General features: G+C 66.7%; 17 protein-coding genes. 12 read left to right on the forward strand and 5 right to left on the reverse strand.

The window, feature by feature from the left end; all coding sequences use genetic code 11:
- The first annotated feature begins 12 nt into the window (after nt 1-12).
- Nucleotides 13-549, forward strand: coding sequence for a hypothetical protein (locus tag AC13EK_RS19820; RefSeq protein ID WP_069336159.1), 537 nt, complete (start codon nt 13-15; stop codon nt 547-549).
- A gap of 68 nt (nt 550-617) precedes the next feature.
- Here AC13EK_RS19820 and AC13EK_RS19825 read toward each other — a convergent pair whose 3' ends face one another.
- Both AC13EK_RS19825 and AC13EK_RS19830 read right to left on the reverse strand, forming a co-directional pair.
- A complete protein-coding gene (locus AC13EK_RS19825) occupies nt 618-1,784 on the reverse strand; it encodes a pyridoxal phosphate-dependent aminotransferase (protein ID WP_483022367.1) in 1,167 nt (388 codons plus the stop codon).
- Between the two features lie 144 nt (nt 1,785-1,928).
- Nucleotides 1,929-3,086: a pyridoxal phosphate-dependent aminotransferase gene (locus AC13EK_RS19830; protein ID WP_004208021.1), complete on the reverse strand. Its 1,158-nt coding sequence runs from the start codon at nt 3,084-3,086 to the stop codon at nt 1,929-1,931.
- Between the two features lie 196 nt (nt 3,087-3,282).
- Here AC13EK_RS19830 and ptsP point away from each other — a divergent pair, with 196 nt between their 5' ends.
- The 10 genes from ptsP to AC13EK_RS19880 all read left to right on the forward strand — a co-directional run bounded on the left by ptsP (nt 3,283) and on the right by AC13EK_RS19880 (nt 16,301).
- Nucleotides 3,283-5,556, forward strand: coding sequence for a phosphoenolpyruvate--protein phosphotransferase (gene ptsP / locus AC13EK_RS19835; protein WP_004208020.1), 2,274 nt, complete (start codon nt 3,283-3,285; stop codon nt 5,554-5,556).
- Between the two features lie 74 nt (nt 5,557-5,630).
- On the forward strand, nt 5,631-6,569 hold the full coding sequence (locus AC13EK_RS19840; protein ID WP_069336158.1) for a helix-turn-helix domain-containing protein: 939 nt from the start codon (nt 5,631-5,633) through the stop codon (nt 6,567-6,569).
- Between the two features lie 96 nt (nt 6,570-6,665).
- Entirely contained in the window at nt 6,666-7,607 is a 942-nt protein-coding gene (locus AC13EK_RS19845; protein ID WP_004208018.1) for a tol-pal system YbgF family protein, read from the forward strand.
- A 10-nt stretch (nt 7,608-7,617) separates the two neighbouring features.
- A complete protein-coding gene (gene tilS, locus AC13EK_RS19850; RefSeq protein ID WP_277788088.1) occupies nt 7,618-8,565 on the forward strand; it encodes a tRNA lysidine(34) synthetase TilS in 948 nt (315 codons plus the stop codon).
- A 130-nt stretch (nt 8,566-8,695) separates the two neighbouring features.
- A complete protein-coding gene (locus AC13EK_RS19855) occupies nt 8,696-8,887 on the forward strand; it encodes a hypothetical protein (RefSeq protein ID WP_017502470.1) in 192 nt (63 codons plus the stop codon).
- A gap of 100 nt (nt 8,888-8,987) precedes the next feature.
- Complete coding sequence (ftsH, locus tag AC13EK_RS19860; protein ID WP_004208015.1) at nt 8,988-10,934, forward strand: ATP-dependent zinc metalloprotease FtsH; 1,947 nt, start codon at nt 8,988-8,990, stop codon at nt 10,932-10,934.
- A gap of 175 nt (nt 10,935-11,109) precedes the next feature.
- On the forward strand, nt 11,110-12,732 hold the full coding sequence (locus tag AC13EK_RS19865) for a family 43 glycosylhydrolase (protein WP_081331636.1): 1,623 nt from the start codon (nt 11,110-11,112) through the stop codon (nt 12,730-12,732).
- Between the two features lie 159 nt (nt 12,733-12,891).
- Nucleotides 12,892-14,349 (forward strand): IMP dehydrogenase, encoded by a 1,458-nt coding sequence (guaB, locus tag AC13EK_RS19870; protein WP_010336239.1) that lies wholly within the window; start codon nt 12,892-12,894, stop codon nt 14,347-14,349.
- Nucleotides 14,350-14,514: 165 nt separating this feature from the next.
- Nucleotides 14,515-15,690: an RsmB/NOP family class I SAM-dependent RNA methyltransferase gene (locus AC13EK_RS19875; protein ID WP_069336282.1), complete on the forward strand. Its 1,176-nt coding sequence runs from the start codon at nt 14,515-14,517 to the stop codon at nt 15,688-15,690.
- 92 nt (nt 15,691-15,782) lie between these two features.
- Nucleotides 15,783-16,301: a tetratricopeptide repeat protein gene (locus AC13EK_RS19880; RefSeq protein WP_069336281.1), complete on the forward strand. Its 519-nt coding sequence runs from the start codon at nt 15,783-15,785 to the stop codon at nt 16,299-16,301.
- 1 nt (nt 16,302) lies between these two features.
- On the opposite strand, the gene AC13EK_RS19885 is transcribed toward AC13EK_RS19880, so the two are convergent.
- The 3 genes from AC13EK_RS19885 to AC13EK_RS19895 all read right to left on the reverse strand — a co-directional run bounded on the left by AC13EK_RS19885 (nt 16,303) and on the right by AC13EK_RS19895 (nt 19,060).
- Entirely contained in the window at nt 16,303-16,803 is a 501-nt protein-coding gene (locus tag AC13EK_RS19885; protein WP_069336280.1) for a GNAT family N-acetyltransferase, read from the reverse strand.
- A 75-nt stretch (nt 16,804-16,878) separates the two neighbouring features.
- Nucleotides 16,879-17,529 carry a hypothetical protein gene (locus tag AC13EK_RS19890; RefSeq protein WP_038293072.1) on the reverse strand — a complete coding sequence of 217 codons (651 nt, stop codon included), beginning with the start codon at nt 17,527-17,529 and terminating at the stop codon, nt 16,879-16,881.
- A 94-nt stretch (nt 17,530-17,623) separates the two neighbouring features.
- Nucleotides 17,624-19,060: a sigma-54-dependent transcriptional regulator gene (locus AC13EK_RS19895; RefSeq protein WP_069336279.1), complete on the reverse strand. Its 1,437-nt coding sequence runs from the start codon at nt 19,058-19,060 to the stop codon at nt 17,624-17,626.
- Nucleotides 19,061-19,214: 154 nt separating this feature from the next.
- On the opposite strand from AC13EK_RS19895, the gene AC13EK_RS19900 reads away from it, so the two are divergent.
- On the forward strand, nt 19,215-19,340 hold the full coding sequence (locus AC13EK_RS19900; RefSeq protein ID WP_010336245.1) for an aa3-type cytochrome c oxidase subunit IV: 126 nt from the start codon (nt 19,215-19,217) through the stop codon (nt 19,338-19,340).
- Nucleotides 19,341-19,370: the final 30 nt, after the last annotated feature.

Below are 19,370 nucleotides of genomic sequence, written 5' to 3' on the forward strand. Positions count from 1 at the left end.
CATCTGGCGCGGATGACCAAATTTTCTTTCCTTGCCCGGATCGGGGTGCCGATCGGCGTCCTGCTGGGGACGCCCGCCGCTGCGCAGGAGACGCCGGACTTTTTCGGCGCAGCGTTGTGCCAGCCGCCTTATTCGACCGACAGCGCGACCGCCCTGTATGAAGCCGCCGAAAAGGTCGCCAAAGCAGATACATCGATGCTGGGGGCGGCGATCTATACGCTGCCCGCGCCGATCGAGCGGGACGGCTTTGTGGCGCGGGCGGTGGTCTTCGCCGGCATGTCGATCGGTGTGCTGCTGGATGGCGAGGTCGCGGAGGCCGCGGCCGCCCGTTATGGGCTTGCCAGGGAAAAGAGCCGCCTGTTCGGCGCGTCGAGCCTGGGCTTTGCGCGGCAACTGGACGATGGGGCGCAGGACATGCGCGAGATGGGGCTGATTTCCGTCGTTGCGCGGCAGGGGCCTGCCCTGGCCGGGCGGACATTGCTGACCTGCGAGTTCGTGTCGCATGAGGATCGCAAGGCGCTGGACAGTCAGGAAGGCGATGCGCCCTAATATGAAAAGGGGCGCCCGGTGTCCGGACGCCCCTCCTTCGTGACGGCTTTGCTATGGGATGCCGTGGCTCAGGCCTTGTAGACCTTGTCCACAGCCGCACAGAATTTCGTCATGTCTTCGGCCGAACCGACGGTGACGCGCGAGACATTGGGCCAGATCGGCCAGTTGCGGCCGATCTGCACCTTTTCCGGTGAGGCGAGCAGGGCGGCCTGCATTTCCTTGGCCGGCTTCTTCCAGTTGACCATGAACATGTTGGCTTCGCTGCCCGGCTGGACTTCGATGCCCTTCTTGGTGAGCCAGGCGATGGTCTGGTCGCGGGCGGCGATCATCTCGTCGCGGCGCGCCTTGATGAGCGCGGCTTCGGGATAGACGGCGTTGCCGCAGGCCATGGCGGTGATCGACAGGCCGCCGGCCGACGGGCCGAACAGCATCAGGCGCTTCTGCACTTCGGGATCGGCGAAGGTGAGGCCGAGGCGGATGCCGGCCATGCCGAACAGCTTCGAGAAGGTCCCCATGACGATGATGTCCTTGCGGTTGCCGATCAGCGAAGCGGCGCTGGGTGCGTCCGAGAAGTGGATATAGGCTTCGTCTACCAGCAGCATGGAATCGGCCGGCTTGTTGTCGAGCAGCCACTTGATGTCGGCGATCGGCGTGATCGTGCCGGTCGGGTTGTTGGGTGTGCAGATATAATAGAGGCCGGCGTTCGGGTTGGCGGCCAGCATGGCCTTGACGTCATGGCCCTTGCCGACGGCCTGGGGTGCCTTGGCGATCGGCGCCTTGAGGTAATCGGCGGTGCGCCAGGCGGATTCGAAGGTCGGATCGGCGGTCACCAGGCCCTTGGTCGGCGAGCAATAGGCCGCGACGGTCGAGACCAGCGGGCCACCCGAGCCGGGCCACAGCATCACCTGGGCTTCGGGAATGCCCTCCACCTTGGCGATGGTCGAGACCAGGTCGCCGCGATAATTGTCGGGATCATACCAGTTGCCGACGGCGCCGGCCTTGGCGATGGCGTCGACGCCCGAGGGGAAGGGGCCGGTCCAGCATTCGTTCGAGCCGATGCGCACCGCGCCCTTGATGCCGCGGGCGGCCTGCTGCTGCGCGAAGGCGGGCGCGGCCAGCATTTCGTGCATCGCGGCGCCGGCGCCGATCAGGGCGGCAACCTTGGCAAGCTGGCGGCGCGAATAGCCGCGCTCGATCAGGTCTTCCCGCGCTTCCTTGTCCAACATCATGGTCATGCCGATTGTCCCCTTGTTTTCCTGCGAAATGCCTTGGATTTCGTCTGGAGAAACGAAGGCGGAAACAATTTCCGCAATGCAAAAGGGGCTGCGGCACGCTTTATTTTGCGCGCCGCAGCCCCTTTTTCGTAAGGTCAGGTCAGATCAGGCTTTCCAGACCGCATCCACGGCCTTGCAGAAGGCGTCCATTTCGCTGGCCGAGCCGACCGAGATGCGCGAGACATTGGGCCAGATCGGCCAGTTGCGGCCGATCTGCACCTTCTGCGTCAGCAGGGCGGCCTGCATGTCCTTGGCGGGCTTGCCCCAGTCGACCATGAACATGTTCGCCATGCTGCCCGGCAGCACCTTGATCCCCTTCTTGGTCAGATGGGCGATCGCCTTGTCACGGTTGGCCGCCATTTCGGCCTGGCGCGCCTTGATGAGATCGGCCTGGGCGACCGAGACGGTGCCGCAGGCGACGGCCGTCATCGGCAGCATGGCGGTGACCTGGCCACCGTCATAGCGCATCATCTTTTCCATCAGCGACGGCGCGGCGAAGGTGAGGCCGAGGCGCATGCCGGCCATGCCGAACAGCTTCGAGAAGGTGCGCAGGACCAGCACGTCGTCGCGGGTGGCGGCGAGCTTGGCGGCGCGCGGCGTGTCGGTCCAGTGGATATAGGCTTCGTCGACGACCAGCACCGAATCCTTGGGCTTGTTGGCGGCCAGCCATTCGATATCGCCGATCGGCGTGATCGTGCCGGTCGGGTTGTTGGGCGAGCAGATATAATAGACGCCGGCATTGGGATCGGCCGCCAGCATCGCCTTTACGTCATGGGCATTGTCCTTGGTCAGCGGCACCTTCGTCACCTTGGCGCCGAGCCAGGCGCCGGTGCGCCAGATCGCTTCATAGGTCGGGTCGGCGGTGACGATGCCCTTGGTCGGCGAGGCGAAGGCGACGGCGACGCGGCTCAGCGGATCGGACGAGCCGGGCCAGGCAACGATGCGGTCGGCCGGAATGCCTTCGACCTGCGCGACGGCGGCGAACAGCTTTTCATGCTCATTGTCGGGTTCGTAGCGATTGCCTTCGGTCACCAGCTTGAAGGCGGCTTCGGCGGCGACCGGGAAGGGGCCGGTCCAGCATTCGTTGGCGCCGATGCGGACCGCGCCTTCGACCGGCTTGGCGGCCTGCTGGGCGGCGGCACCGACGGTGCGCATCGCGACGGCACCGGCGCCGAGCAGCGCGGTCACCTTGGCCAGCTGGCGGCGCGAATAGCCGCGGTCCAGAAGCTCCTGTTCAAACTCCGTTGGCGTGGTCGTTTCCATGATCCCTGACTCCCAGACATGCTTGATGCTGCCTTTGCGGCGTTAGACGAATGTACAGCATGTATCCGCCACGCAAATGAGGAAGATGACCTAGCTTATCAGCGATGCGCAACAATCGTGCTTTTCTGCGGGGTTCATCAACATATCGCGAGGAAAGCGCTTGGAAAGAAAGCCATCCATCTGTTAGCGATTTGCCATGCCCAGTACGCCCGCCGCCGCCGCCCGCCAAATCCTCGTCCGCCTGCAGGAGGTGATGGCGGCGCGCACCAGCGCGCAGGCCAAGCTGAACAAGGTGGTGGAGATCATCGGCGAATCGCTGTCGAGCGAGGTCTGCTCCATCTATCTGGTGCGCGAGGGCGTGCTGGAACTGTTCGCGACCCGCGGCCTGAAGCAGGAGGCGGTGCATGTCACCCGCATGGCCAAGGGCGAGGGGCTGGTCGGGCTGATCGCCACCAATGTCGAGCCGCTGAACCTGGACGAGGCCGCCGCCCATCCCGACTTTTCCTATCGCCCGGAAACCGGCGAGGAGCTGTTCCACAGCTTTGCCGGCGTGCCGATCGTGCGGCGCGAGCGCGCGCTGGGCGTGTTGTGCGTGCAGCATGTCGAGCCGCGCAAATATGAAGAGGTCGAGATCGAGGCGCTGCAGACGGTCGCCATGGTGCTGTCCGAGCTGATCGCCAATGCCGAACTGGCCGATGACGGCCCGACCGACGCGCGGGTGCAGGAAACCGGATCGAACATCATGACCGGCCTGCAGCTGGTGATGGGCATGGCGCGGGGCCATGTCGTCTTCCACCAGCCGCGCGTCCATATCGAGCATACCGTCGCCGAGGATACGGAAGCGGAGCGGCAGCGGGTCATTTCCGCCTTTGCCAAGATGCGCGAACAGATCGACCGGATGACCGGCACGGCCGATTTCGGGACCGAGGGCGAGCATCAGGAGGTGCTCGAAACCTACAAGATGTTCGCCTATGACGAGGGCTGGATCCGCCGCATCAACGAGGCGATCGACAGCGGCCTGACCGCCGAAGCGGCGATCGAGCGGGTGCAGCAGCGCACCCGGATGCGGATGCGCCAGATCGACGATCCGCTGCTGCAGGACCGGATGCACGATCTGGAGGATATGGCCAACCGGTTGCTGCGCATCGTGTCCGGGCAATTGGGCACCGCCGCCCAGTTGGGGCTGCGGCAGGATGCGATCCTGATCGCGCGCAACCTGGGGCCGGCGGAGCTGCTGGAATATGACCGGCGGCGGCTGAAGGGCGTGATCCTGGAGGAAGGGTCGCTGACCGCCCATGTCACCATCGTCGCCCGCGCCATGGGCGTGCCGGTGCTGGGCCGGGTGCGCGACATTCGCCACCGGGTCAATGAAGGCGACCTGATCCTGATGGATGTCGCCGAAAATGCGCTGCTGATCCGGCCGACGCCCGACATGGAGGAGGCGTTCGAGACCAAGCTGCACATCACGCAGAAGCGGCGGGCGGAATTTGCCGCGCTGCGCGACCTGCCGTCGGTGACGCAGGATGGGGCGCGGATCGAGTTGATGGTCAATGCCGGCCTGCGCGAGGATGCGCAGGCGCTGGACATGGTCGGCGCCGACGGCATCGGCCTGTTCCGCACCGAATTCCAGTTCCTGGTGTCGGCGACGCTGCCGCAGCGCGAGAAGCAGCAGCGGCTCTACAAGGATGTGCTGGACGCGGCCGGCGACCGGCCCGTCATTTTCCGCACCGTCGACATCGGCGGTGACAAGGCGCTGCCCTATATGACGCGCGAGGATGACGAGCATGAGGATAATCCGGCCATGGGCTGGCGCGCGATCCGGCTGGCGCTGGACCGCGACGGCCTGATGAAGGCGCAGGCGCGCGCCTTGCTGGAGGCGAGCGCGGGCAAGGTACTGAACATCATGTTCCCGATGGTGTCGGAACCCTGGGAGTTCGAGGAGGCGCGCACGCTGGTCGAGCATCAGCGACAATGGCTGATCGGGCAGAAGAAGAAGCTGCCGGTGGCGGTGCGCTATGGCGCGATGCTGGAGGTGCCGGCGCTGGCCGAGGTGCTGGACCTGCTGCTGCCGCAGCTCGATTTCCTGTCGATCGGCACCAACGACCTGACCCAGTTCCTGTTCGCCGCCGACCGTGCCCATCCCAAGCTGGCGGAGCGTTATGACTGGCTGAGCCTGGCGATCCTGCGCTTCCTGGATCGGGTGGTGCGGATCTGCGAGATCTACAAGGTGCCGGTCGGCGTCTGTGGCGAAATGGGCGGACGCACGCTGGAGGCGATGGCGCTGATTGGCCTGGGCGTGCGGCGGCTGTCGATCACGCCGGCGTCGGTCGGGCCGGTCAAGGCGATGATCCGCGCGATCGACGCGGCCGAATTGCAGGCGTTGATGCGCGATCTGCTGGACAGCGGGGCGAGTGATCTGCGCGCGCAACTGACCAGCTGGGCCGAGCAGCGGAACATCGAGCTGGCCTGAAAAGACACCGCCCCGGCGTTGACAAGCGCCGTCCCGCAATGAGACAAGGCCGCCAATCAAGGTCGCGGAGCAGCATGGCAGACGAACCCGAATTCGAACCCGTCGCGGACGACGCGACGGCAGCGCAGCCCAGCACCCCCGGCGCCAAATTGCGCGCCGCGCGCGAGGCGCAGGGGCTGTCGGTGCAGGATATCGCCACCCGGACCCGCATCGCCCAGCGCCAGCTGGAGGCGATCGAGCGGGACGATTATGGCGCCTTGCCGGGCATTCCCTATGCGGTGGGTTTCGCCCGCGCCTATGCCCGCGCGATCGATCTGGACGAGGTGGCGATCGCCGCCGACGTGCGCAATGCCGTGCATAATTCCGACATGGGGGCGACCCGCTACGAAGCGTTCGAGCCGGCCGACCCGGCGCGGGTGCCGTCGCGCACCCTGGCCTGGACCGCGGCGGTGATCGGCATCATCGTGATTGCCGGCTTCACCATCTGGCGCACCCAGTTGCTGACCCCGCCGACCGGCGAGGAAATCGCCGAGCAGCAGGCGGAAAAGCCCGCCGCCGCGCCCAACGCCGGCGTGCAGGCGCCGATTGCGGCGCCCGTGACCGGGCCGGTGGTGTTCACCGCCAATGACGATGTGTGGATGCGCATCGTCGACGAGGCGGGCGAGCGGCTGAAGGACGGACTGCTGAAGAAGGGTGAGAGCTTCACTTTGCCGGCTGGCGCGCGCAATCCGACGATCCTGACCGGTCGCCCGCAGGCGCTGGACGTGACCGTGGGTGGCAAGGCGATCCCGCCGCTGGGCGCGGCCGACCGCACCATCGCCGACGTTCCGGTCAGTGCCGAGGCGCTGCTGGCACGGGCCGCCGCACCGGCAGGGGCTCCGGCGGGTGCTCCGGCACCGGCAGGCCAGCCGGCGCGCGTACCGACGACGCCCGCGGGCGGGCAGGGGAGCGTGCCGACGCCGGCTGCGCCACCGCCGCCGACCGCCGCGCCGCAGCCCAGCGCGGGCAACTAATCCGTCCCATAGCCGGACAGGTACGAGCGGGCCGCGCTTTGTTGCGTGGCGCGTCCGCCTATGGTTAAAGGCGGAAAGATTTAGTCGGGGATCATCATGCGTTACGCCTTTCTCGCCACCACCGCCATCGCGCTGGCGGCCCCGCTGCTGTCGGCCGTGCCGGCCGCTGCCCAGCAGAATCCCACGGTCGAACTGCGGGTCGACCGGCTGGAAAAGGAAATGCGGGCCGTGCAGCGCAAGGTGTTCCCGGCCGGCACGCCGGTAGAGGCGGAAATCACCCGTCCCCAGACGCCGACCATCGCGCCGGGCAGCCCGACGTCGAGCCCGGTGGCCGACCTGACCGCGCGAGTGGGGGCGCTGGAATCGCAGCTCGCCTCGATCACCGGCCAGGTCGAGGAAAACAGCTACAAGCTCAAGCAGCTGGAAGAGGCGTTCAACCGCTACAAGGCGGAAGCCGAAGCGCGGGCGGCAACGCCGGTCGAAGCCGGCCCGCCGGTGATGCGTCCGACGGTCGCGACCGATGCGCCCGCGCCCAAGCCGGCCGCCGCCAAGCCGACGACCCCGCCCGCAAAGTCGGCCGCCGCGCCGGTGGCCAGCGATGCGCGCAAGACGGCGGTGGCGGCGATCGAGAAGCCGGATACCGGCGATGCGGCGGGCGATGCCTATAGCTATGGCTTCCGCCTGTGGGACGCGAAATTCTATCCCGAGGCGCAGGCGCAGCTCAAGGCGACGGTCGACAAATATGGCGACGGGTCGGTCGGCAGCCGCGCCGCCAACCTGCTGGGCCGCGCCTATCTGGACGATGGCAAGCCGGCGCTGGCGTCGGTCGCCTTTTACGAAAATTACCAGAAGCGCCCGCGTGGCGAGCGCGCCCCCGACAGCCTGGCCTATCTGGGCGAGGCGCTGATCCAGCTGAAGAAGCCTGCAGATGCCTGCAAGGTCTATGCGGAGCTGGAACAGGTCTATGGTTCGACCCTGTCGAGCGGCCTGCGCGGCATGATGGACAAGGGCCGGACCAAGGCCAAGTGCAGCGTGTGAGCCGATAGACGTGCTGGAGCTGGCACCTTCCCATCGCCCCGATGCGCTGCGGCTGGCCGTGCGCGCGCTGGTGGACGGGGAGGAGACGGCCCGGTTCGGCATTGCGGTGTCGGGCGGGCCGGACAGCATGGCGCTGCTGGACCTGGCGGTGCAGGCCTGGCCCGGCCGGGTGGCCGCGGCGACGCTGGATCATGGATTGCGGGCTGAATCCGCGGCCGAGGCGGCGATGGTTGCGCGCTGGTGCGCGGCGCGGCGCGTCCCCCATGCGACCCTGGCGCCGGAGACGGAAGTGTCCGGCAATATCCAGGATTGGGCGCGGCGACAGCGTTATGCCCAGCTGGAGGCATGGCGGGCCGGCGCCGGGCTGGACTGGATATTGACCGCCCATCATGCCGACGACCAGCTGGAAACCCTGTTGATGCGGCTCAACCGGGGATCGGGGGTCGGCGGCCTTGCCGGGGTGCGGGCGCGGGCCGGCCGGGTGCTGCGGCCGTTGCTGACGGTGCGCAAGGCGCAGTTGCAGGCCCATGCCGACCAGGCGGGGCTACCCTATGTGCTGGACCCGTCCAATGCCGATCCGCGCTTCGATCGGGCGGCGCTGCGCAAGCGGCTGGATGGCGTCGACTGGATCGATGCCGAGGCGGCGGCGCGCAGCGCGGCGGCGCTGGCGGAGGCGGAAGCGGCGTTGCAATGGACGGTGGCGGGGCTGGCGGCCACGCATATCCATCCATCGACCGACGCCTGGGTGCTGGACCGCACCGACCTGCCGCGCGAGCTTTTGCGCCGGCTGCTGATCGAGATGCTCTGCTCCGCCGACCCGGAGATCGTGCTGCCGCGCGGCGAGGCGCTGGATCGGGCGATTGCCGCGGCACGGGCGGGGCGCCAGGCGAGTCTGGGGGACTGGCTGCTGCGGGGCGGGGCGGTATGGACCTTGTCGCCGGCACCGCCGCGGCGCTGAGATTTTCGGAAAAGTTCCACCGTCCGACGCAAGGTGCCAACGGCCGGTCGCTTTTGGGCGGCATGCTGACCGGTTCTTAACCCATGGGCCGTTAACCACATGGCGTGACCAATAGCGGGATTTGTTCGGAATGATGGAATTTGCGGCGTTGACCTATGGCTTGCTGGTCAGCGTGATCCTCTCGGCCGTGAAGCGGAACCGGAAGCTGAACAAGGCGCATCCGCCGCTGCTTCTCTATATGGGCTATCTGCTGTGCGGCCTGTCCGCCGGCCTGGCGCTGGTGCTGGCCTATGTCGCGCTGTTCCAGCTGACCGGTAACTGATCGCCCGGATATCGACAGGGCCGGAAATCCGCAGCGGACAGCGCGTCCAGCTTGCGCTTTGCCGGCCACACCCTATCTTGCGGGGTGAAAGAGAGTGATGATGAACGACGAAAAAGACCCACAGGGTAATCCCTGGATCAAGAGTGCGATGATTTGGGCAGGGGTCATCATCGCCCTGCTCCTGTTCGTTTCGCTGTTCGAGCGCCCGACCACCCAGGCCGGCAGCGCCATCGCCTATTCGGAATTCCGCGCCAAGGTGCAGGAAGGCCAGGTCAAGGATGTGGCGATCGCGCCCGACCGGATCACCGGCACCCTGTCGAGTGGCCAGGGTTTCAGCACGGTCCCGGTCAATGATCCCAAGCTGACCGACCTGCTGGACGATTATAATGTCAAATATTCGGGCCAGGCCGAACAGCAGCCAAGTTTCTGGCAGATCATGCTCTATCAGTCGCTGCCGTTCCTGCTGATCCTGGGCATCGCCTTCTTCGTGCTGCGCCAGATGCAGAAGGGCGGCGGCGCCGGTGGCGCGATGGGCTTTGGCAAGTCCAAGGCCAAGCTGCTGACCGAAAAGCATGGCAAGGTGACTTTCGATGACGTTGCCGGCATCGACGAAGCGCGCGAGGAACTGCAGGAAATCGTCGAGTTCCTGAAGGACCCGAGCAAGTTCGCGCGGCTGGGCGGCAAGATTCCCAAGGGCGCGCTGCTTGTCGGTTCGCCCGGCACCGGCAAGACGCTGCTGGCCCGCGCCATCGCGGGTGAGGCGGGCGTGCCATTCTTCACCATTTCGGGTTCGGACTTTGTCGAGATGTTCGTCGGCGTCGGCGCGAGCCGCGTGCGCGACATGTTCGAGCAGGCCAAGAAGAACGCGCCCTGCATCGTCTTCATCGACGAAATCGACGCGGTCGGTCGCCATCGCGGCGCGGGCCTAGGCAATGGCAATGACGAGCGCGAGCAGACGCTGAACCAGCTGCTGGTCGAAATGGACGGCTTCGAGGCCAATGAGGGCATCATCATCGTCGCGGCGACCAACCGTCCCGACGTGCTGGACCCCGCGCTGCTGCGTCCGGGCCGTTTCGACCGCCAGGTCGTGGTGCCCCGTCCCGACATCGAGGGGCGCGAGAAGATTCTGGCCGTCCACATGAAGAAGGTGCCGCTGGCGCCGGACGTCAACCCGCGCACCATCGCGCGCGGCACGCCGGGCTTCTCGGGCGCTGACCTTGCCAACCTGGTCAACGAAGCCGCCCTGATGGCGGCCCGTCGCGGCAAGCGCCTGGTCGCCATGGACGAGTTCGAGGCGGCCAAGGACAAGGTCATGATGGGCAGCGAGCGCCGCTCCATGGTCATGACCGACGACGAGAAGAAGATGACCGCCTATCATGAGGCGGGCCATGCCATCGTCGCGGTCCATGAGCCGGCGTCCGACCCGATCCACAAGGCGACGATCATCCCGCGCGGCCGCGCGCTGGGCATGGTGATGCGCCTGCCGGAACGGGACAGCTACAGCTATCATCGTGACAAGATGCACGCGAACATGGCCGTGGCCATGGGTGGCCGCGTCGCCGAGGAAATCATCTTCGGCTATGACAAGGTGTCGTCGGGTGCGTCGGGCGATATCCAATATGCCACCAAGCTGGCGCGCGACATGGTCACCCAGTGGGGCATGTCCGACAAGCTGGGCCCGCTGCAATATGAAGAGCAGCAGGGCGAGACCTTCCTCGGCTATTCGCAGAGCCAGCGCGTCCACATGTCGGACGAGACGGCGAAGCTGATCGACAAGGAAATCCGGGGGCTGGTGGAGCAGGGCTATGCCCGTGCGCAGGAACTGCTGAAAGGTCATGAGGACCAGTTGCACCTGCTGGCCAACGCCATGCTGGAATATGAGACGCTCTCCGGCGAGGAGATCAAGGCGCTGCTGGAAAAGGGCGAGATCACCCGCGACGACGGCACCACGATCAAGCCGTCGGTGATCCCGGCGGCGGGGTCGTCCATCCCCAAGACGCGCAAGCGCAAGGGGCCGTTCGGCGATCCGACCCCCGCTGGCGCGTAAGCGCCGAGCAGGCAGTGGAATGAAAAAGGGGCGCGGCCATGATGGTCGCGCCCCTTTTTCGTTTCCGGTACTTTTGCGTTTCGGACCATTGCGTTGCGTGCGCGAGCGGACCAGAAGCGGGGCCAGACACCATCAATTTTGGGGAAATATCTTGGCCCATTCCCGCCGTGACGCGATGTTTCTGGGACTGGCTTCGACGGCGGGGCTGGCGATGCCGGGGCTGGGCGAGGCGAGGGCGTCGGATAGCTGTGCCTCTGCACCGGCCTGGCGCCATGGCGCCGAGGGCGAGCGGCTGGCGGACCTTGGCAATGGCCGCTTTCTGAACCCGGTGCTGTCGGGGGATCGGCCCGATCCCAACATATTGAAGGATGGCGACGACTATTGGGCGACCTTTTCGTCCTTCGACTATTTCCCGGCGGTCGTGATCTGGCATTCGCGCGATCTGGTGAACTGGCGGCCGGTGGGGCCGGCGCTGACCGCGCCTCTGGGTTCGGTCTGGGCGCTGGACATCGCCAAGCATGAAGGCCGCTATTTCATCTATATTCCGGTGTTCAATCCGACCGATCCCAGCTTTTCGGCGGGGCCGGCCATTCCTTGCAAGATTTTCGTCGTCCATGCCGACCGGATGGAAGGGCCATGGAGCGCCCCCGTCGACATGGACATCAAGGGCTATATCGACCCCGGCCATGCGGTGGGCGAGGACGGTAAACGCTATCTGTTCCTGAATGGCGGTGCGCGGGTGCGGATCAGCGATGACGGGCTGCGCCGGGACGGGCCGATCGAGCAGGTCTATGAGGGATGGCCGATCCCGGACGACTGGATCATCGAGGCGCTCGCGCTGGAAGGCCCCAAGGTGCTGCGCCGGGATGGCTGGTTCTACCTGTTTTCCGGGCAGGGCGGGACGGCCGGGCCGCCGACCAGCCATATGGTGATCGTCGCCCGGTCCCGATCGATCAACGGACCGTGGGAAAATTGTCCACATAACCCGATCGTGCGGACGGCGCGGGCGGGCGAACCCTGGTGGTCGCGTGGCCATGGCACCGCGGTGGAAGGGCCGGCGGGCGACTGGTGGCTCGCCTATCATGGCTATGAAAATGGCTATCGCACGCTGGGACGGCAGATGCTGCTGGAGCCGTTCGTCTGGGACACGGATGGCTGGCCGCGCATGACCGGCGGCGATCTGTCAGCGGCGCTGCCCATGCCGGCGGCCAGGCGTGCGGGCGGATCGGGGCTTGCGCTGTCCGGCCCGTTCAGGTCGAGCGACATGGGGAGCCGGCTGGCCTTCTTTGCGCCGCAGAAGGATTATCTCGATCGTGCCGCTTTCAGGGATGGTGCGCTGGTGCTGAAGGCGCAGGGCAAGGGGCCGGCGGAGTCATCGCCATTGGCCTTCATCGCCGGGGATCGTTCCTATGAGGTGAGCGTCGATGTCGAACTGGAGGGCGGCGCTCAGGCGGGGCTGCTGCTCTTCTACAATCCCCAATATTTTGTCGGCCTGGGGTCGGACGTGGGCGCGCTGCACAATTACAAGGTCGGGCGTGAGCAGGGCTATCCGCCGCCCGGACCGGCGGAAGGCGGCCGTTTTTCGCTGCGGGTCATGAATGACGACAATGTCGCGAGCTTCCATATTCGCGGTGCAGGCAAGGCATGGCGCAAGATCATTTCCTATGAAGTGTCGAGCTATCATCATAATCTGGCGGACGGCTTCCTGAGCCTGCGCCCGGCGCTGTTCGTATCGGGAGCCGGGCAGGCGCGCTTTTCCAATCTGGTCTATCGCGGGCGGGGCAGCCAGGGGGCATAGCGACCAGCCGAACGCCAAGATCGGGATCGCAAGAAAGGCGGCAAGAAAATCCCCAAGGGGTCTGGCCGTTTTGCGGGTTAATGGTTACATGGGCCGCCACGAATCCCCAGCGGTCCGGTTCCCCTCCGCCCGACCCGCGCAGCAGAAAGTGGCTTTCACATGGACATCCGCCTTGGCCTCACCTTTGACGACGTGCTGTTGCAGCCCGCCGAATCCGATGTGCTGCCCAGCCAGGCGGACACGTCCACCCATGTGACCAAGGCGATCAAGCTGAACATCCCGATCCTGTCGTCGGCGATGGACACGGTGACCGAGGCCGACATGGCGATCGTCATGGCGCAGCTGGGCGGTATCGGCGTGCTGCACCGTAACCTGACGGTCGAGGAACAGGCCGATGCGGTCCGCGCGGTCAAGCGCTTCGAAAGCGGCATGGTCGTCAATCCCATCACCATCCTGCCGACCGCGACGCTGGCCGACGCGCAGATGCTGATGCAGCGCCACAGGATCAGCGGCATTCCGGTCGTCGAAGCGAACGGCAAGCTGGTCGGCATCCTGACCCATCGCGATACCCGCTTTGCCGAGAACCCCGGCCAGCCGGTCAGCGAACTGATGACCAAGGACAATCTGGCGACGGTCAAGGCCGGCGTCGGCCAGGATGAGGCGATGCGCCTGCTGCATGCCCGCCGGATCGAGAAGCTGCTGGTGGTGGACGATAATTATCACTGCGTGGGCCTGATCACCGTCAAGGATATCGAGAAGGCCGTGACCTATCCGCAGGCGACCAAGGATGCGTCGGGCCGGCTGCGCGTCGCCGCGGCATCGACCGTGGGCGACAAGGGGCTGGAGCGCAGCAAGGCGCTGATCGACGCGGAATGCGACCTGATCGTCATCGACACCGCCCATGGCCACAGCAAGCAGGTCGCGGTCGCGGTGGAAGCGGTCAAGAAGCTGTCCAACCATGTCCAGGTCGTGGCCGGCAATGTCGCCACCGCCGAAGCGACCAAGGCGCTGATCGACGCCGGCGCGGACTGCGTGAAGGTCGGCATCGGCCCCGGCTCCATCTGCACCACCCGCGTCGTCGCCGGCGTGGGCGTGCCGCAGCTGACCGCCGTCATGGATTCGGCCAATGAAGCGCACAAGCATGGCGTGCCTGTGATCGCCGACGGCGGCCTGCGCACGTCGGGTGACGTCGCCAAGGCCCTGGCGGCGGGCGCCGGCTGCGTCATGGTCGGGTCGCTGCTGGCAGGCACGGCCGAAGCGCCGGGCGAAACCTTCCTGTATCAGGGCCGCGCCTATAAGAGCTATCGCGGCATGGGCAGCGTCGGCGCGATGGCGCGCGGCAGCGCCGACCGCTATTTCCAGGCCGACATCAAGGACCAGATGAAGCTGGTGCCCGAGGGCATCGAAGGCCAGGTGCCGTTCAAGGGGCCGGCCAAGGATGTCATCCACCAACTGGTCGGCGGTGTGAAGGCAGCGATGGGCTATACCGGCAGCCGCACGATCAAGGATCTGCAGGAGCGCGCCCGCTTCGTCCAGATCACCAATGCCGGCCTGTCGGAAAGCCATGTCCACGACGTGACCATCACGCGTGAGGCCCCCAACTATCCGACGCGCTAACCCATTTCATTCCCCTCCCTTTGAAGGGATGGGTCGATCAGAGGCACGTGACTCTGATCGAGGGTGGGTAGCGAGCGGAGCGAGCCTCCTGCGGAGGCACCCACCCTTAACCGGAGACACGTGTCTCCGGTTAACCCTCCCTGGCAGGGAGGGGGGAAGGTATAAATGACTCCATCCGCCCGTATCCAAGCCGCGATCGACCTGCTGGACGCGATCATTGCCGCCGCCCGTGATGGCGGGCCGGCGGCGGACACGCTGATCGCGCGTTATTTCAAGGAACGGCGCTATGCCGGGGCGCGCGATCGCCGTGCGGTGCGCGACCATGTCTATGACGCGATCCGTCGCGTCGCCGATCGGCCCGAAACCGGCCGTGCGGCGATGATCGGCCTGGTCGAGGCGCAGCCGGAGCTGGCCGCGCTGTTCGACGGATCGGCCCATGCGCCGCTGCCGATCGAGCCGGGCGAAGCAGGCGCGGCGGCTGGCGCGGTGCCGGGCTGGTTGCAGCCCTTGCTGGCCGCGCCGGTGGAGCAGGATGCGTTGCTGGGCCGCGCGCCGGTGGACCTGCGCGTCAATCGACTGAAGGCGACGCCCGCGCAAGTGGCGCCCGAATTGCCGGACGCGACGCCGATCGCCGGCATCCCGGACGCGCTGCGCCTGCCCGAAGGCTATCCGGTCGAGCAGAGCGAGGCGTGGAAGCGCGGCGCGGTCGAGGTGCAGGATGCCGGCAGCCAGCTCATTTCCGCGGCATGCGGGGCGCAGGCCGGCCAGACGGTGATCGATCTGTGCGCAGGGGCGGGCGGCAAGACGCTGGCGCTGGCTGCGGCGATGGGCGGCAAGGGCCGGCTGATCGCCGCCGACACGATCCGCAACCGGATCGACCGGCTGGCGCCGCGTGCCGAACGGGCGGGCGTGACCTGTATCGAGAGGCTGCTGCTGGACCAGGGGCATGAGGCGCGCGCGCTGGCGCCGCTGGCGGGGCAGGCGGACATTGTGCTGGTCGACGCGCCCTGTTCAGGTACGGGCACTTGGCGCCGCAATCCCGAGGCGCGCTGGCGCCTGACCCAGGCGCGGCTCGACCGGCTGGTGTCGGAACAGGCCCGGATCCTGGATTTCGCCGCGCCCTTGCTGGCGCCCGGCGGTCTGCTGGTCTATGCTACCTGCGCATTGACCGACAGAGAGGGGCGGGATCAGGTGGATGCGTTTCTGGCGCGTCAGGCCGGCTGGAGTGCCGAGCCGATCGAAGCGGATATGGGCCGCGCCCATGGCCATGGGCTGCTGCTGACGCCCGGCCATGACGGCACCGATGGCTTCTACTTCGCCCGGCTGCGGAGGACCGCCTGAAACAGGCCATGGACAAGCGCGCGCAAAATAGCGACACTTGCCCTTCGGTCTGCGGGCCTGAGTCAATGCCTGAAACATGGCTGGAGATTTTGATGCGTTTCACCCCGGCCTCGATTGCCCTTGCCGTCCTTCTGACCACCGTTTCCAGCGTGGGCCTGAGCCAGCGCCCCGATACCCAGATCGAACCGCGATCGATCGAATGGCAGAAGGCGGGCGAGGCGGCGCGCAAGGCGGGCAATCTGACCGGCGCCACCGATGCGCTGGAAAGCGCGCTGGCGGTCGATCCGCGCAACCGCGCAGCCTATATCGAACTGGCCGAAGTGGCGCGTGCACAGGGGCTGCAGGGCAAGGCTATCCGCCTTTACAAGGAAGCGTTGCTGCTCGACCCGACCGACGTGACTGCGATCGCCGGGCAGGGCGAGGCGATGGTCGCAAAGGGCGCGATCGCCAAGGCCAAGGAAAATCTCGCCCAGGCGCAGAGCCTGTGCAAGGGCAGCTGCCCCGAGGTCGCGCAGCTCAACGCCGCGATCCAGAAGGGACCGCCGGCAGTGGCGATGACCAGCAAGGAAGCGGTGCCCGGCACCAAGGCCAACAGCACCGATAATCCGTAATCTATCCGGCTTCCGCCGGTTCGATCGATTTTTCGTAGAAGCGCGTGTCGACCGCCATCCTGGGGAAGGCGGGCGGCAGGTGCTGGGCTTCGACCAGCGCGAAGCCATTCTTCTCGTAGAAGCGGTGCGCCGCCAGGAAACGGGCAGTGGTGCCGAGATAGATTTGGGCGAGGCCGCGGTCGGCCGCCGCGTCGAGCAGATGGTCGAGTAGGGCCTGCGCGACGCCGGCGGCGCGGCCGCGATGGCTGGACGCCACGAACATCTTGCGCAGCGCGGCCTGATTTTGGCCGATATCCTTGAGCGCGATCGTGCCGATGATCCGGCTGTCCTCCTCCGCGACCCAGAAGCCGCCGGCGCCGGGCAGGTAGAAGCCGGCTATGTCGGTGAGGTCCGGCTGGTCCGCTGCGGTGATGGCGATGCCATATTCGTCGCGCTGGATGCCAAGGATCAGGTCGAGAATGCCCGGCTGGTCGGCGGGGGCGGAAGGGCGGATCAGGGGCAAGGGGCTGGGCTTCCTGGCAGCGGTTCGGAATGATCGACGCGGACGGAAACGAACGACCGCGCCGAAAGCCGCCGGTCAGTTGCTGGCGTTGGCGGCCGGTGCAGGCGTGGCCGTGGCGCTGGCCCCCTCCGGCGTCTGGCCCTCCGGCGTCTGGGCCTTGGGCGCGAAGATGCGCAGGCTGTCGAGCAGGGCCTGCGCGATCGGCTGATATTGCTCGCTCAGCATCTCGGGATAAACGAAGGTGGCGGTGACGATCGCGCCGTCAGGCTGTTTCAGCAGGCGCAGCGCGACATTATTGCCTTCGCCGTCATTGGCGGTGCCGCGATATTCATTCTCGCCGATGAAATCGCCATCCACGCCCTCGGCGCCGTCGGACAGCGCCTCGACGATCTGCTGCAGCGTCTGGTCATTGTCATTCTTCTGCCAGAAGACGCGGACGTCGGCCCCCGCGCCGGGATCCTGATAGACGACGCCATCGGCATTGCTGGCTTCGCCATCCTTCATCCAGCCTTCGGGCATGGTGACGGAATAGCCATGGTCGATATTCACATAGTTGCGGCTGTCGCCGGCATCATCCTTCTGCGCGTTGGCCAGTGCATTGGCAGCGGCCGCATTGGCGGCGGCGGCCAGTTCCTCCTGGCTCGGCATGTCCGCGACCGGTTCGGCGCGGCCACAGGCGACCAGCAGCAGGAGGGGGGAGCAGGCGGCGAGGAGGGGCGCTTTCATACCCCGTTCAAAAGCATAGGCGCGGGGATAATTCAACGCCGTAGCGGAACCCCCGCGACAATATGCCCCGGCCGCAGGGCGCCCGGTCCCGCGATCAGGCCGCGTTGTCGATGCCGAGTTCTGCGAGCTTGCGATAGAGGGTCGAACGGCCGATCCCCAGCCGGCGGGCGACTTCGGTCATGCGGCCGCGATAATGGCCGATGGCCAGGCGGATGACGTCGGCCTCGATCTCGGCGAGCTGACGGACATGGCCGTCGCCTTCGAACAGGGTGATGCCGGCGGCTTCGCGCGGCGGCGTGGCGGCGGCGCGCTGGCGCGGACCGCTGGCGCCGCGCGACAGGATATGGGCGGCGACCTGCGGGAAGTCATGCGGGGTCAGCGCATCACCCTCGCACAGCACGGCGGCGCGGAACAGGGCGTTCTGGAGCTGGCGGACATTGCCCGGCCAGTCATGCTGCATCAGCAGCGCCAGCGCATCGTCGGTGAGGCCGAGGCCCCGCAGGCCCGGCTGGGTCGCAATGCGGGCGAGGAGATGGCGGCACAGGGCGGGAATGTCGCCCATACGTTCCCGCAATGGGGGCACGGTCAACTGGACGACGTTCAGGCGATAATAGAGATCCTCGCGGAACCGGCCCGCCTCGATCTCGTCGCTGAGCTTCTTGTTGGTGGCGGCGATGACGCGGACATCGACATGGACGGGGCGGCGCGCGCCGATCGGCTGCACCTCGCCATCCTGAAGCACGCGCAGCAGCTTGACCTGCGCGTCGAGCGGCATTTCGCTGACTTCGTCGAGGAAGATGGTGCCCATGTCGGCCGACAGGAATTTGCCGACATGGCGGTCGAAGGCGCCGGTGAAGGCGCCGCGTTCATGACCGAACAGTTCTGATTCGACGAGGTTGGCAGGGATCGCGCCGCAATTGACGGTCACCATCGCCTGCTTGTGGCGTGGCGACGCGGCGTGGATGGCGCGGGCGACGACATCCTTGCCGACGCCGCTTTCGCCCTCGATCAGCACCGGCACGCGGGCGCGCGCGGCCTTGGCCGCGATGGCGAGGGCAGTGCGGAACTGGGGCGCGGCGCCGACGACATCCTCGAACGCCAGCGGGGCGCTGATCTTTTCGGTGAGCGGGCGCAGTTCGCCGCGCACATTGCCCTCCAGCGTCGCGTTGAGCGCGGCGAGCAGCCGTTCGGGCGCGATCGGCTTGGAGAGGTAATCGGTGGCGCCGGCGCGCATCGCCTGGACCGCGACGGCGACGCTGTTATGCGCCGTCAGCACCAGGATCGGCAGGGCGGGGCGCTGCGCATGGATGTCGCCGATCAGGTCGGCCGGATCGAAATCCGGGCTCCATTGATCGATCAGGACCGCGTCGAGCTGCATGCCGTCCTGCGTGCCCAGCGTCGCCAGGGCGGTTTCGGCATCGCTGGCGAAGATGGTCCGCCATCCCGCGCGCGCGGCCAGCGCGGCCACCAGCCGGCGCTGCGCGGGCTCGTCGTCGATCAACATCAGCAAGGGAACGCCTTCGCGAACCATCTGGACCCCTCTTGTGCAAACAGGAGGTCATCCTAGGCGCCGGGGGTAAAAGCGCCCTTAACCTGTAAAGAATTTCTTGTGCCCCTACGGCTTGAGGGGGGTGGGGGGACAGGATAAGAGGTTGCACAACGATGTAATAACTAGGGGAACGGATATGGCTTCTGACGGGAACATCCAGAGCGCAACCCAGACCTATGAAGGGTTTGTCGGCTTCGTGAAGTGGGGCACCATTGCCTGCCTCATCGTCGCCGCGATTGTCGTGCTGCTGATCTCCAGCTGAGCCATGTCGACGCTATAGGAGGGGGATGCT

It is taken from the genome of Sphingobium sp. L-44, from assembly GCF_056859495.1.

Coding starts and splice junctions, on each gene's coding strand:
- AC13EK_RS19820 (WP_069336159.1), top strand. CDS start 13: ATGACCAAATTTTCTTTCCTTGCCCGGATCGGGGTGCCGATCGGCGTC.
- AC13EK_RS19825 (WP_483022367.1), bottom strand. CDS start 1,784: ATGACCATGATGTTGGACAAGGAAGCGCGGGAAGACCTGATCGAGCGC.
- AC13EK_RS19830 (WP_004208021.1), bottom strand. CDS start 3,086: ATGGAAACGACCACGCCAACGGAGTTTGAACAGGAGCTTCTGGACCGC.
- ptsP (WP_004208020.1), top strand. CDS start 3,283: ATGCCCAGTACGCCCGCCGCCGCCGCCCGCCAAATCCTCGTCCGCCTG.
- AC13EK_RS19840 (WP_069336158.1), top strand. CDS start 5,631: ATGGCAGACGAACCCGAATTCGAACCCGTCGCGGACGACGCGACGGCA.
- AC13EK_RS19845 (WP_004208018.1), top strand. CDS start 6,666: ATGCGTTACGCCTTTCTCGCCACCACCGCCATCGCGCTGGCGGCCCCG.
- AC13EK_RS19855 (WP_017502470.1), top strand. CDS start 8,696: ATGATGGAATTTGCGGCGTTGACCTATGGCTTGCTGGTCAGCGTGATC.
- ftsH (WP_004208015.1), top strand. CDS start 8,988: ATGAACGACGAAAAAGACCCACAGGGTAATCCCTGGATCAAGAGTGCG.
- AC13EK_RS19865 (WP_081331636.1), top strand. CDS start 11,110: ATGTTTCTGGGACTGGCTTCGACGGCGGGGCTGGCGATGCCGGGGCTG.
- guaB (WP_010336239.1), top strand. CDS start 12,892: ATGGACATCCGCCTTGGCCTCACCTTTGACGACGTGCTGTTGCAGCCC.
- AC13EK_RS19875 (WP_069336282.1), top strand. CDS start 14,515: ATGACTCCATCCGCCCGTATCCAAGCCGCGATCGACCTGCTGGACGCG.
- AC13EK_RS19880 (WP_069336281.1), top strand. CDS start 15,783: ATGCGTTTCACCCCGGCCTCGATTGCCCTTGCCGTCCTTCTGACCACC.
- AC13EK_RS19890 (WP_038293072.1), bottom strand. CDS start 17,529: ATGAAAGCGCCCCTCCTCGCCGCCTGCTCCCCCCTCCTGCTGCTGGTC.
- AC13EK_RS19895 (WP_069336279.1), bottom strand. CDS start 19,060: ATGGTTCGCGAAGGCGTTCCCTTGCTGATGTTGATCGACGACGAGCCC.
- AC13EK_RS19900 (WP_010336245.1), top strand. CDS start 19,215: ATGGCTTCTGACGGGAACATCCAGAGCGCAACCCAGACCTATGAAGGG.